Below are 13,176 nucleotides of genomic sequence, written 5' to 3' on the forward strand. Positions count from 1 at the left end.
CCGGGCTCTGCCCGGCCTGCTTCGGCTTGGCCTTGCCACACCATTCATCCCTCCCAGTGCAGCCTCCCTCCATCCCCAAGGAGGCCCCGCCCATGTCCCCCCGCCACCTCATCCTGCTCGCCCTGCTGCCGGTCCTCACCGCCACCGCCGCCGAAACCCCCGAGCTGCAGCGCCCGGTCGGTGCGGCCCAGGCCGTGAACACCGCGCACACCCTGCGCCAGATTCCCGAGGCCTGCGCACGCCTGGAAGGCGTGTTCACCGGCAACGCCGCACAGCCCTACAAGTTCGCCGTGGTGCGTACCAGTGAGCAATGCCAGCCGCGCGCGCGTTTTGTCGACTACGACAAGGCGCAGCCCAGCGAAGCCAAGGGCTGGAAGCTCAACGACGTGATCCGGGTGCCAAGTGCCGCCTGCCCTGCGCAGCAGGCGGTGGTGCGTGTGTGGCGCATGCCGGTGGTGCAGAAGACCGAGCTGGACGGCCAGGGCCAGTCGCGCATCTATCTGGAAGACGCCAAGAAGCAGGCCGCCGCCGGCAAGATCGCGCAGGTGCCGATGTTCGCGGCGCAGATGACGGTGGAGGGGAAGGCCTGCCGGTAGAGCCACGCGTTGCGTGGCTCCGTGGCACCGGTTTGACCGTTACGCCTCGAATGCCGGCAATTTCTTTTTCACCGCCACGTTCTTCAGGGTGACGTATTTCGGCAACCCGTCGGTGCCATACGGCAACGGTGCCTCGCCCTTGATCAGCGGCGACAGGTACGCGCGGGCCTTGTCGGTGATGCCGAAGCCATCGCGGCGGATGAAGCCGGCCGGCATCTTCTTCTCGTGGTTGGCCACCTTGTGCAGCGGCGCCGGCTCGATCTTCCAGCGGTATGGCGCGTCGCCGGTGCGCACGATCACCGGCATCACCGCATTCTGGCCCTTCAGGGCGTACTGCACGGCGGCCTTGCCGACCGCCTGCGCCTGTTCCCAGTCGGTCTTCGACGCGATATGCCGTGCCGAGCGCTGCAGGTAGTCGGGCAGGGTCCAGTGCACCTTGTAGCCCAGCGCGTCCTTGACCCGCGCGGCCAGCTGCGAGGCCACGCCGCCGAGCTGGGTATGTCCGAACGAATCCTTGCCGCCGCCGGCATCGGCCACGAAGCGGCCATCGGCGGTCTGGATGCCTTCGGAGGCCACCACCACGCAATGCCCCACGCGTTCCACCACCTGCTTCACCTTGGCCAGGAAGGCGGCCTCGTCATAGGCGCGCTCGGGCAGCAGGATGATGTGCGGCGCCTCGTCGGGACCGTTCCCGGCCAGCCCGGCCGCGGCGGCCAGCCAGCCGGCGTGACGGCCCATGGCCTCGTACACGAACACCTTGGTGGAGGTCTCGGCCATGGCGGCCACGTCCAGCGCCGCCTCGCGCACCGACACGGCCGTGTACTTGGCGGCCGACCCGAAGCCCGGGCAGGTGTCGGTCACCGCCAGGTCGTTGTCGATGGTCTTGGGCACGCCAATGCAGGTCAGGTCGTAATCGAAGGCCTTGGCCAGCTGCGACACCTTCCACGCCGTGTCGGCCGAGTCGTTGCCGCCGTTGTAGAGGAACCAGCGCACGTCGTGGGCACGCAGCACCGCGAGCAGGCGCTCGTAGCGGGCGCGGTCGGCCTCCAGCGACTTCAGCTTGTAGCGGCACGACCCGAAGGCCCCACCGGGGGTGTGGGCCAGGGCGGCGATGGCCGCCGCCGACTCCTTCGAGGTGTCGATCAGCTCCTCGCGCAGCGCGCCCAGGATGCCGTTGCGCGCGGCCAAGACCTTGATTCCCTTGGCCCTGGCGGTACTGATCACCGCCGAGGCGGTGGCGTTGATGACGGCGGTGACGCCACCTGACTGGGCGTAGAGCAGGGTACCTTTGGACATGGTGTGGCCTTGGTCTGGGGGAAGGACATTGCAGCGACATTACCGGTATGAGGTAAAGTGCGTGTATTGCGGTGCAGCGTGATTGTGGACAATCCCGGGGCGCGCGCCCTTCCATTTTTTACCAAGTTGGAGTCAGGTTGATGCGATTGGTTCTGTTGGGACCGCCCGGTTCGGGCAAGGGGACACAGGCGACGCGCCTGAAGGAACACCTCAGCATTGCGCACATTTCCACCGGTGACCTGCTGCGCGCCGAAGTGGCCGCCGGCACCGCGCTGGGCAAGCAGGCCAAGGCGGTGATGGATGCCGGCAACCTGGTGTCCGACGACATCCTGTTGGGCATGCTCGAGTCGCGCCTGGGCCAGGACGATGTGGCCAACGGCTTCATCCTTGACGGCTACCCGCGCAACGTGGCCCAGGCCAATGCGCTGGACACGCTGCTGGCCAAGATCGGCCAGCCGCTGGACGCGGTGGTGCAGCTGGACGTGCCGAGCGAGCTGCTGGTCGAGCGCATCGCCGGCCGTGCCGCCGAACAGGGCCGCGCCGACGACAATCCCGAATCCGTTCGCCAGCGCCTGCAGGTCTACACCGACCAGACCGCGCCGGTGGTGGATTTCTATGCGGGTCGCGGCACCCTGGCACGCGTCGATGGCGTGGGCGGGCTGGAAGAAGTGGAAGCGCGCATCCACGCGGCGATCAAGGGCTGAACCCTGCGGGCGCCGCCTGGCGGCGCCTTCAACCTACACGCGCACGCCCGGTCCTGTTGGAGCCGGGCGTGCGGTGTAAGGCGCCAGCGATCGGGCTTGCTCAGAGCCCCACAATATGAGCCCCCCTGGGGATGGCCTCTTGGGGAGTAGGACCAATGGGGTACTGCGGCGGGCGCCATGAATTGTGTCCGTCTTCACAGTACACCGCTATCGGGGATTCCCTTACACCCCGACCTCCTTTTCGATGGTTGGTGCGCAGCCACGCAAGAATCACGTCCCGTATCGGCGGCAGAGTCCGCGCGCATGGCGATGCGTTCATCGAACCGGCGCCCGCCTGTCACGCGGCGCGGCGTGGCTCTACCCCGCAGCGTTGGCGATAGGCGACAATCGGGGGATGAGCACGATCCACATTCTTGGTATTGCCGGCACCTTCATGGGCGGCGTGGCCGCGTTGGCGCGGGAACTGGGCCATACGGTCCGAGGCAGCGACCAGGCGATCTATCCGCCGATGTCCACCCAGCTCGAACAGCTGGGCATCGCGCTGGACCCCGGCTACCGGGCCGACAGCGTCGGTGCCGACTGCGACGAGGTGGTGGTCGGCAATGCGCTGTCGCGCGGCAACCCGGCCGTCGAGGCGGTGCTGGACGCCGGCCAGCGTTACATCTCCGGTGCGCAGTGGCTGTCCGAGCAGGTGTTGCCCGGCCGCGACACGCTGGCCGTGGCCGGCACCCATGGCAAGACCACCACCACCACCATCCTGACCTGGCTGCTGCAGGCCGCCGGCCGTGAGCCCGGTTTCCTCATCGGCGGGGTGGCCGAGGACTTCGGCGTGTCCGCGCGCGTGGGGCAGGGCCGCGAATTCGTGGTCGAGGCCGACGAGTACGACACCGCCTTCTTCGACAAGCGCAGCAAGTTCGTGCACTACCGCCCGCTGGTGGCGATCCTCAACAACCTGGAATACGACCACGCCGACATCTTCCCTGACGTCGCCGCGATCCAGCGTCAGTTCCACCACCTGGTGCGCACCGTACCGGCGCGCGGCCGCCTGATCGTCAACGGCGAAGACGCCTACCTGGCCGAAGTGCTGGCCATGGGCTGCTGGACGCCGGTGGAGCGGTTCGGCTTCGATCCGTCGCTGGAATGGCATGCCGAGCTGGTCAACGCCGACGGCAGCGCCTTCGTGGTGCATCACCGCGGCGTGGCGCTGGGCGAGGTGCGCTGGTCGCTGCTGGGCCGGCACAATGTGCTCAACGGCCTGGCCGCCCTGGCCGCCGCGCACGCGGTGGGCGTGGAGCCGGCGGCGGTCATTCCCGCGCTCGCCACCTTCCGCAGCGTCAAGCGCCGGCTGGAAGTGATCGGCAGCGCAGGCGACATCACCGTCTACGACGATTTCGCACATCACCCGACTGCGATCCGCACCACGCTGGAAGGCCTGCGCGCCAAGGTGGGGCAGCGCCGCATCGTGGTGGCGATGGAGCCGCGCAGCAATTCGATGCGGCTCGGCGCGCATGCCGACGCCCTTGCGCCGTCGCTGGCGCTGGCCGACGCGGTGGTGTTCCTGCACCGCCCCGAGCTGGCGTGGGATGCCGCCGGTGTGATCGCCGCCGTCCGTGGACAGGCGCATGCCGTGCCCGACACCGACGCGCTGCTGGCGCAGCTGGGGCAGATCGCACAGCCGGGCGACCACGTGGTGTTCATGTCCAACGGCGGCTTCGACGGCGCGCCGCGCCGCTTCCTGGCCCAGCTGCAGCAGGCCTGACGGCCATGACCGAGCCTACCGCCACGCTGCCACTGTTCCCCCTGCACGCGGTGCTGCTGCCCGGCGCCGCACTGGGGCTGCGGGTGTTCGAGCGCCGCTACCTGGACATGCTGCGCGAATGCAGCCGCAACGACATCCCGTTCGGGGTGTGCCTGATCCTGGACGGCGAGGAAGTCGGCGCGCCGGCCACCCCGGCCGCGCACGGTGTCGAGGCGCGCATCGACGATTTCGACATGGGCGCCGACGGCGTGCTGGTGCTGCGCCTGCGCGGCCACCGGCGCTTCCATGTCCGCCAGGTGCGGGTACGCGACAACGGCCTGATCATGGCCGAGGTCGAGTGGGCCGCGCCCGACCATGACGACGAACTGCGCCCGCAGCATGCGCTGCTGGCGACCGTGCTGGGCCACATCATCGAACAGGCGGGCAGTGCGTTCGCACCGACCCATCCGGCGCAGCTGGACGAGGCCGCGTGGGTGGGCTGGCGGCTGGCCGAGCTGCTGCCGCTCGAGGAATCACAACGGTTGCAGCTGCTGCAGCACGACGACCCGCATCAGCGCCTGGACGACCTGCTGCGCTGGATGCCGGCGAACTCAACGCAGATCGACGAAAACTGGTAACCCGGCGACCGGGCGGGGCACCGCCCGGTAGATCACGACCGTTGGTCGTGATTCCTCAATACGTGCGGACCCGCAACACCGGCATGCCGGTATCCGGATGGGTCTCCACCTGCTGCGGCAACCCTTCCAACGCATCGCGCACCGCCTTCAGCGACGGGTCGATGCCGCGCATCGGCCGCCACATCCCGATCAGATGGAAATGCTGCTGGTAATGCAGGGTCTGTGCACTGCCCAGCCACAGCGGCTGTTCGCCCGGCTGCAGCTCCGCAGACGCCGGCCACAGGCGCAGCGCGAAGATCTCGTTGGGCGCGTTGCCCGCGCGCAGCAACAGCAGTGATTCGACCTGCGTGTCCAGCGTCGCCGGCAGCACCGGCACTTCGTCCGGCGTGGCGGACTTGTCCAGCATCACCAGTGCCTGTTCCCAGCCGGCTTGCGGCTGTACGCGCCAGCCCTGGCTTTCCAGGCGCTGCTGCAGCGGCGCCAGCGGCCCGGCCACCTGCACGTCCAGCGGCCAGCGCTGGTCATCGTCGAATTCATTGCGGCGCGACGGCAGGTCGCGCCACTGGCTGTCCCACCACGCGTTCGCGGCCACCTTGGCCGGCACCGGCTGGGCCGGTTCGAAGCGCTGCAGCTTCACCGCGATGTTGCGCGGCGCATACCACAGCGCGGCCACGGCGAACGTGCCATAGAACAGCCACGACACCGGCTTGACCCAGAACGAGCGGTTGAAGCGGCGGCGGTAGGCAATGCCCAGCACCAGCAGCCAGAAGATGCCGAACAACATGCCGCCAACCACGTCGCTCAGCCAGTGCGCGCCCAGGTAGATGCGGGCGAAGCCGATCAGGCTGACGATGACGCCCGACAGCAGGTACGGCCACACCCGCGTGCGGCCGGGCAGTTCACGCGCGATGAGCACCGCGAAGAAGCCGAAGGTGATGGTGGCCATGGTCACCGACACCGACGGGAAGCCAAAGCCGCTGCTGGCATCCGGCGGGCGCACCACGTGCACGGTGGCGCCCAGCAGCTTGGTCAGCGCCAGCCCGAAGGCCAGCGCGGCCAGCCAATGCGCGGCCGCCATCCAGCGCCGGCGCCAGATCAGGTAGCCCATGGTCACCGCCGTTGCCGGCATCAGCACCTGCCAGGCGCCCAGCGAGGCGAGCGCGGCCATCGGGTAGTCGGCCAGCGGGTTGCGCAGCGCCAGCATGGCGTCATGTACGGCCAGGTCCAGGCTCAGCGGCTCGCCATGGGCGACCACCGCCATCAGCAGGGCGAACCAGCACCAGCCCAGCAGCAACAGCATCAGCGCGAGCATCGCCAGCGGCACCGATTCGCGGCGTTGCGGGTCGAAGACGGAGACCGAATAGCGGCCGAGGGTGGGGTGCCGCTGCGACCAGCGCAGCAGACTTGCCAGCCAGGTATCCATGCGCGCGGCGGACCAGCGGTAGCCGTACAGCACGATCGCCCAGGCAACGCCCATCACCACGCCGACCAGCGCCAGCACCATCACCAGCCGCCCGGCCACCGCGGCCACTGCATCGTAGGCCTCGCCCAGCACCCAGCCCGGCGCCAGGAACAGCACCGCCCAGGAAAGGCTGGCCATGCCGCTGGCCTGGATGTAGCGCATCGCCGGCATGTTCATCATGCCTGCGATGGCGGGCACGAACGGGCGGATCGCGCCGACGTAGCGGGCGACCAGGATGCTCTTGAAAGCATTGCGGCGAAACATGGTTTCGCCACGGTCGAGCAGCTGCGGGTAGCGGCTGAAGGGCCACACCCCGCGCAACCGGTCGCCCCAGCGGCGGCCGATCCAGTAGCTGATGCCGTCGCCGGCGAAGGCGCCCAGCGCCGCGCATGCCACCGCATACGGCCCGGAGATCTGGCCCAGGCCGATGAATACGCCCACCGCGAACAGCAGGGGCAGGGCGGGCACGATGGCGCCGAGCACGATCACTGCATCGCAGAAGGCGATGAGGAAGATGACGGCGCCGGCGAGCACCGGGTGAGCTGAGATCCACGCGAGCGTGGCATCGATCCATGACGAGTCCATGGGTCGATTATAGGGGGAGCAAAGTGACTGACTGCCGGCCAGAAGACGTCAATGTGCGACATCTGTCGGCAATGAACGTGATCTGCCGCCTAGAATGGCGACCATGAATCGCCCGCTTCCACCTTCCGCCCGTGCCCTGAAGGCTGACAGCTTTGGCCGCATCCTGCTGATGGAGCAGGACGGACAGCGTTTCGTCCGCCGCGACCTGGGTGCCACTCCGTGGTGGCTGCGCCTGCCGGCGTGGTGGCTGGCCCGGCGCGAAGCGCGCGCGCTGGCGCATCTGAATGGCATGGCCGACACCCCGACGCTGCTGGCCTGGAATGGGCACTGGCTGGACCGCAGCTTCATGGCCGGCGACGCCATGTACCAGCGCCCGCCGCGTGGCGACCTGGCCTACTTCCGCGCCGCGCGCCGCCTGCTGCAGCGCGTGCACCGCCACGGCATCGCGCACAACGACCTGGCCAAGGAGGCCAACTGGCTGGTGCGCGAGGATGGCTCACCGGCGCTGATCGATTTCCAGCTCGCGGTGATCGGCAACCCGCGCTCGCGCTGGATGCGCCTGCTGGCACGGGAAGATCTGCGCCACCTGCTGAAGCATAAGCGCATGTATTGCCGCGAGTCGCTGACGCCGGTCGAGAAGCGCGTGCTCAAGCGCCACTCGTGGGTGCGCGACCTGTGGTTCCGCACCGGCAAGCCGGTGTACCGGTTCGTGACCCGGAAGATCCTGCACTGGGAAGACAACGAGGGGCAGGGGCCGAAGGCCTGAACGCCTGATGGGCGGCTTCGGCCGGTCTAAATCTCGGCTGCATGGTTGCGCGCGGCAATGCATAGCCTTCGGACGCTTGTGCCGCGCTACGCGCGGCTGCCGGGCAGAGCCCGGCGCTACGCGTTGTTACGTGCACAGGACGATCGCGATGAAATCGCGTAGAGCCACCCCATGGGTGGCTGCGCCTGGTCGCAGGTCACGGCACCACTTGTTGCGCAATGAAATTCCGCTTGGCGTCAAAGTCATACCCGATTTGCACGCTACCCACGTCCGCACACGCATGGCACTCACGTAGCGGCGTGCGGTACAGCAGGCGAACGCCGCCGCCCTCGAGCGGCGCGCTGCCTGCCGCCTGCGCCGGTGGGAACGGCATCGCCTGCGGATCGGCCTTCAGCATCGCCTGCACGTCCGGGTCTGCGCGCAGCGTGTCGTCCATCGGCACGTCATCCACATCGATGCGCTTGCCGCTGGCATCGATCAGGCGGGTGCCCTGGTTGGTGTTGGCGCGGAACGGGTAGTTCACCGTTGCCACGCCGATTCCATCCTGGTCATGCCAGGCATCGACATAGGCCAGCTCGCCGCCACTGCTCAACTGTTTGGCGGCGGCTACCGCATCGTCACTAGCCCCCCCTGCGAGCATGGCCTTGACCAGGCATTCGCGGGTGGCGGCTGCCTCGCCTTGGCGGCAGCTGTTGAGGTCGCCGCTCCAGACCACCGCGTTGCTCCAACGCAGCGGGCCGTTGGCGGACGCCTGCTCAGTGGATGCGGCACTCGCCGCTGCAGTGGCATCGGACGTCGCAGGGCTGGCGTCTGCTGGGCCGCGTTGGCAGGCGGTAGCGATCAGGATCAGTCCGATGGCGGAAAACAGAGAGCGGGAACGGCGCATGGTGAATACCTCGCAGCGGTAACCGGGGTGCCACTATCCGCAAGGAGCGGTTAATTGCACGTGGGCGCGGCATACTTGGCCGATCATGAATTCGCAGGAGTTGATCGACGTGGCCAGTCTGCAAGGGAAGACCCTATTCATCACCGGCGCCTCGCGCGGGATCGGCCTGGCCATCGCGCTGCGCGCGGCACGCGATGGCGCCAATGTGGCGATCGCGGCGAAGTCGTCCGTGCCCAATCCGAAGCTGCCGGGCACCATCCACAGCGCGGCCGAGGCGGTCACCGCCGCCGGCGGGCAGGGACTGGCGCTGAAGTGCGACATCCGCGAGGAAGACCAGGTGCGCGCCGCCGTGGCCGCGGCCGTGGATACCTTCGGCGGCATCGATATCCTGGTCAACAACGCCAGCGCGATCTGGCTGCGCGGCACGCTGGATACGCCGATGAAGCGCTTCGACCTGATGCAGCAGGTCAATTCGCGCGGCAGCTTCCTGTGCGCGCAGGCCTGCCTGCCGCATCTGCTGCAGGCGCCCAATCCGCACATCCTCACCCTGGCGCCGCCGCCGAGCCTGGACCCGAAGTGGTGGGGCCCGCACACCGGGTACACGCTGGCCAAGATGGGCATGAGCTTTGTCACGCTCGGCTTGGCCGCCGAATTCGGGCCACAGGGGGTGGCCGTCAATGCACTGTGGCCGCGCACCGTCATCGCCACTGACGCAATCAACATGATTCCCGGCGTGGATGTGGGCGGTTGCCGTACGCCGGAAATCCTGGCGGACGCCGCACATGCGGTGCTGACCCGCGAGGCGGCGGGCTTCAGTGGGCAGTTCCTGCTGGACGACGAAGTGCTGGCGCAGGCGGGCATCACCGACCTGAGCGGTTATGCGGTGGATCCGTCGCGGCCGTTGCTGCCCGACCTGTTCCTCTGATCCGAACCCACGGCGATGTAGCGACCTGCATCGCCGCGGGCTGGTAGAATGACATCTCTGGAAACGTTTTCAACACGGAGATGTTGATGAAGCACGTGGTATCTGCGGCCGCCCTGGCCGTTTCGATCGCGCTGGCCCTGTCGGCCTGCGGCGACAAATCCCCGGCCAAGGCCGACCCGGCAGCCGAGGCGGCCACCGAGCAGCTGGATGCGCAGCAGTCGTTGACGGTCAAGCTCAATGACTACATCGACTGCTACAACAGCATGGACGCCAACCTGCATCGCGGCATCGGGCTGTACACGGACTGGATCAAGGACGTTAAAGCAGGCCCGACCGGGCGTGAGTCACGCGGCTATGGCCCCACCGTGGTGGACGACTTCCGCCTGAAGAAGTGCGACGAAAGCATTGCCCGCGCGCTGTCCGCCGAGCCGAAGCTGCCTGCACTCGACGGCGCCGCGAAGGACTATCTCGCGCAGTTGCATGCGATGGCTCCGCTGGCCAAAGAGGCGCATGACTATTACGACCGCGAAGACTTCCAGGACGATGCCTTCGCCAAGGGCAAGCAGATCCACGCCCCGCTGATGGCGGCGCTGACGGCGTTCATCACCGCGAGCGAGACGTTCAGCGGTGAGCTGGAGAAGCAGAACGACCAGGCCCAGCGCGAGCAGTTGGCGGCACTGGAGAAGGCGGAAGGGCGCACGATGGAGTTCTATCGGCTGTCGATGATGCTCGAAGCCAAGACCCTGGTCGAGGTGATGGGCGAAGATGGCTTCGACGTGGCGGCGGGTGCCGAGCGCGTGGCGGCGTTCAACGCGATCTCCGACGAAGCGCATGCCAAGGTCAAGCCGGCGCAGAACGACACCAAGTGGTCCACGTTCGAGATGTCGGCCGAGCAGTTCCGCCGCGAGAGCAAGGAGCGGTTGGCACGCGTGCGCGACAAGACGCCGTACAGCAAGCTGGAAACCCAGTGGATGGAGCATCCCACCCTGGCCCCGAGCGGCTCGCCGCTGAAGCTGTTGAACAAATACAACGACCTCGTTCAACGCAGCAACCTGTTGTAAGCGCCAAACGCAGCCACGCAACAGAATCATGCCCCGTTGATGCGGATATTCCCGGGCGCGTGGCGACGCGTTAATCGAAATGGCGCACGCCGGTCATGGGGCGCGGCGTGGCTCTACGCCTCGGCATGCGTTTGATTGAAATCGTCCTGCGCACGTAACAATTCGTAGTGCCACGCCATGCGTGGCAACCGCGCGCAGCGCGGCACAAGCATCCGAAGCGAAAAAGCATCGGTCACCGATTGGGGGCCGACGTTTAGACCATCCGAAGCCACCCCTCCGGCGCTCATGACCCCGGAACGGAAAGCAGACACGCGCGGCGTGTCCCTACGTATTGAACGTCTCCGGCAACGGGCTGCCACACCGCCGGCAATGCCTCGCATCCGGCTCGTGCCCCTCCAGCCCGCAGTGCGGGCACCCGCGTGCATCGCGGCGCGCGGCCAGGTCGGCGTCGCGCATGGTGTTGGCCAGCTCTGCGGTGTAGATGCCGGTAGGCACGGCGATGATGCTGTAACCGATCAGGATCAGCACCGAGGTGACGAAGCGGCCCAGTACGGTCTGCGGCACGATGTCGCCGAAGCCCACCGTGGCCATGGTCACCACCGCCCAGTACATGCTGCTGGGAATGCTGGTGAAGCCATGGTTGGGGCCTTCGATCACATACATCAGCGTGCCGGCGATGATGGTGATGGTGATGACCGTGAACAGGAACAGCAGGATCTTGCGCCGGCTGCGCCACAGCGATTCCATCAACACGCCGCTTTCTTCGATGTAGCGGGTCAGCTTGAGGATGCGGAACACGCGCAGGATGCGCAGTGCGCGGACCACCAGCAGGCTCTGCGCGCCGGGAATGAACAGCGACAGGTAGGTGGGCAGGATCGAGGCCACGTCGATGATGCCCCAGATGCTGAACGCATACCGCAGCGGGCGTTTGACCACGACCAGGCGCAGCAGGTACTCGGCGGTGAACAGCAGGGTGAAGCCCCATTCGACCACGTACAGCCAACTGGCGTGCTCGATGTGGAAGCGCTGCACGCTGTCGAACATCACCACCAGCACGCTGGCGATGATGGCGTAGACCAGCAGCAGGTCGAAATTGCGCGACCGGCGGGTGTCGTGGCGGTAGATGATGTCGAACCAGGTCCGGCGCCAGCCGGTCTCGGTGGCGGGATTGAGCTGGGGGGCACTGAACGGTCGCATGGCCCGCATTGTGCCCCACCCGGTGGACGCGCGAGAATGGGGCCTTTCCCGGACCCCTGACCGCCATGACCGCCGCTGCCTCCGACCCGCTTCTGTCCTTGTCGCATTACTACCTGCCGGTCTACAAGCCGCGCCAGGTGGTGCTCGAACGTGGCCAGGGCGCCCGCGTCTGGGACAACCAGGGGCGCGAGTTCATCGACCTGGCTGCCGGCATCGCGGTGTGCGGCCTGGGCCACAACGATCCGGACCTGAAGGCGGCGCTGATCGAGCAGGCCGGCAAGCTGTGGCACACCAGCAACGTGTTCTACAGCGAACCGCCGCTGCGCCTGGCCGAAGAGCTGGTGACCGCCTCGCGCTTCGCCGAGCGCGTGTTCCTGTGCAATTCCGGCGCCGAAGCCAATGAAGTGGCGATCAAGCTGGTGCGCAAGTGGGCCTCCTCGCAGGGCCGCCCGGCGCACCAGCGGGTGATCGTGACCTTCCGGGGCAGCTTCCACGGCCGCACCCTGGCGGCGGTGACCGCCACCGCCCAGCCGAAGTACCAGGAAGGCTACGAGCCGTTGCCCGGTGGCTTCCGCTACGTGGACTTCAATGACGAGGTGCAGCTGGAAACGGCGATGGCCGCCGGCGACGTGGCGGCGGTGATGCTCGAGCCGATCCAGGGCGAGGGCGGTGTGATGCCGGCCAAGCCGGGCTTCATGCAGCGCATCCGCGAACTGTGCGACCAGCACGGCGCGCTGATGGTGCTCGACGAAATCCAGGCGGGCATGGGCCGCACCGGCACCCTGTTCGCGCACTGGCAGGACGGGATCAAGCCGGACATCGTGACCCTGGCCAAGGCCCTGGGTGGTGGCTTCCCGATCGGCGCGATGCTGGCCGGCCCGAAGGTGGCCGAGGCGATGCAGTTCGGCGCGCACGGCACCACGTTCGGCGGCAACCCGCTGGCGGCGGCGGTGGCGCGTGTGGCGCTGCGCAAGCTCTCTTCGCCGGAGATCGGGCACAACGTGAGCCGTCAGTCGCAGGCGCTGCGCGATGGGCTGGGGAAGATCAACGACGAGTTCAAGGTGTTCAGCCAGGTGCGTGGCCGCGGGTTGATGCTGGGCGCTGTGCTGGACAAGGACTTTGCCGGCCAGGCCGGTGTGATTCTCGACCATGCGGCGGAGCTGGGTCTGCTGACGCTGCAGGCGGGGCCGGACGTGCTGCGGTTCGTGCCTGCGTTGAACATTACGGATGAGGAAGTTGCCGAGGGCTTGAAGCGCCTCCGTGCAGCCGTGCAGTCGTTCATCGCGTCGCGCTGAGGCCGGACGAAAACGGCGGGGTAGAAC

Annotated in this window: 12 protein-coding genes; 8 read left to right on the forward strand and 4 right to left on the reverse strand. The window is 67.7% G+C overall.

Annotation, left to right across the window (positions count from 1 at the left end):
* The first annotated feature begins 92 nt into the window (after window positions 1-92).
* Window positions 93-596 carry a hypothetical protein gene (locus tag ACREPD_RS12255; RefSeq protein ID WP_431599596.1) on the forward strand — a complete coding sequence of 168 codons (504 nt, stop codon included), beginning with the start codon at window positions 93-95 and terminating at the stop codon, window positions 594-596.
* Window positions 597-635: 39 nt separating this feature from the next.
* On the opposite strand, the gene ACREPD_RS12260 is transcribed toward ACREPD_RS12255, so the two are convergent.
* Window positions 636-1,892, reverse strand: coding sequence for a 6-phosphofructokinase (locus ACREPD_RS12260; protein WP_431599597.1), 1,257 nt, complete (start codon window positions 1,890-1,892; stop codon window positions 636-638).
* Between the two features lie 140 nt (window positions 1,893-2,032).
* Here ACREPD_RS12260 and ACREPD_RS12265 point away from each other — a divergent pair, with 140 nt between their 5' ends.
* The 3 genes from ACREPD_RS12265 to ACREPD_RS12275 all read left to right on the forward strand — a co-directional run bounded on the left by ACREPD_RS12265 (window position 2,033) and on the right by ACREPD_RS12275 (window position 4,972).
* Entirely contained in the window at window positions 2,033-2,596 is a 564-nt protein-coding gene (locus tag ACREPD_RS12265) for an adenylate kinase (protein WP_431599598.1), read from the forward strand.
* 394 nt (window positions 2,597-2,990) lie between these two features.
* Window positions 2,991-4,355: a UDP-N-acetylmuramate:L-alanyl-gamma-D-glutamyl-meso-diaminopimelate ligase gene (mpl, locus tag ACREPD_RS12270; protein ID WP_431599599.1), complete on the forward strand. Its 1,365-nt coding sequence runs from the start codon at window positions 2,991-2,993 to the stop codon at window positions 4,353-4,355.
* Window positions 4,356-4,360: 5 nt separating this feature from the next.
* Window positions 4,361-4,972: an LON peptidase substrate-binding domain-containing protein gene (locus ACREPD_RS12275; protein ID WP_431599600.1), complete on the forward strand. Its 612-nt coding sequence runs from the start codon at window positions 4,361-4,363 to the stop codon at window positions 4,970-4,972.
* Between the two features lie 55 nt (window positions 4,973-5,027).
* Here ACREPD_RS12275 and ACREPD_RS12280 read toward each other — a convergent pair whose 3' ends face one another.
* A complete protein-coding gene (locus ACREPD_RS12280) occupies window positions 5,028-7,019 on the reverse strand; it encodes a VTT domain-containing protein (protein ID WP_431599601.1) in 1,992 nt (663 codons plus the stop codon).
* A 103-nt stretch (window positions 7,020-7,122) separates the two neighbouring features.
* Between ACREPD_RS12280 and ACREPD_RS12285 the strand changes: the two genes are divergently transcribed.
* Window positions 7,123-7,785, forward strand: coding sequence for a serine/threonine protein kinase (locus ACREPD_RS12285; protein ID WP_431599602.1), 663 nt, complete (start codon window positions 7,123-7,125; stop codon window positions 7,783-7,785).
* A 196-nt stretch (window positions 7,786-7,981) separates the two neighbouring features.
* Here the strand turns inward: ACREPD_RS12285 and ACREPD_RS12290 are convergent, their stop codons facing one another.
* Window positions 7,982-8,671, reverse strand: a complete 690-nt coding sequence (locus ACREPD_RS12290) for a hypothetical protein (RefSeq protein ID WP_431599603.1) — start codon at window positions 8,669-8,671, stop codon at window positions 7,982-7,984.
* A gap of 85 nt (window positions 8,672-8,756) precedes the next feature.
* Here ACREPD_RS12290 and ACREPD_RS12295 point away from each other — a divergent pair, with 85 nt between their 5' ends.
* Both ACREPD_RS12295 and ACREPD_RS12300 read left to right on the forward strand, forming a co-directional pair.
* Window positions 8,757-9,596 carry an SDR family oxidoreductase gene (locus ACREPD_RS12295; RefSeq protein ID WP_431599604.1) on the forward strand — a complete coding sequence of 280 codons (840 nt, stop codon included), beginning with the start codon at window positions 8,757-8,759 and terminating at the stop codon, window positions 9,594-9,596.
* Window positions 9,597-9,682: 86 nt separating this feature from the next.
* Window positions 9,683-10,657 carry a YiiG family protein gene (locus ACREPD_RS12300; protein ID WP_431599605.1) on the forward strand — a complete coding sequence of 325 codons (975 nt, stop codon included), beginning with the start codon at window positions 9,683-9,685 and terminating at the stop codon, window positions 10,655-10,657.
* A gap of 324 nt (window positions 10,658-10,981) precedes the next feature.
* On the opposite strand, the gene ACREPD_RS12305 is transcribed toward ACREPD_RS12300, so the two are convergent.
* The gene (locus ACREPD_RS12305; RefSeq protein ID WP_431599606.1) at window positions 10,982-11,854 is read right to left on the reverse strand and encodes an ion transporter; all 873 of its coding nucleotides are present in this window, start codon (window positions 11,852-11,854) and stop codon (window positions 10,982-10,984) included.
* Between the two features lie 65 nt (window positions 11,855-11,919).
* Between ACREPD_RS12305 and ACREPD_RS12310 the strand changes: the two genes are divergently transcribed.
* Window positions 11,920-13,149: an acetylornithine transaminase gene (locus tag ACREPD_RS12310; protein ID WP_431599607.1), complete on the forward strand. Its 1,230-nt coding sequence runs from the start codon at window positions 11,920-11,922 to the stop codon at window positions 13,147-13,149.
* Window positions 13,150-13,176: the final 27 nt, after the last annotated feature.

The sequence above is a fragment of the Stenotrophomonas sp. genome (assembly GCF_050737075.1).
GTDB lineage: Bacteria > Pseudomonadota > Gammaproteobacteria > Xanthomonadales > Xanthomonadaceae > Stenotrophomonas.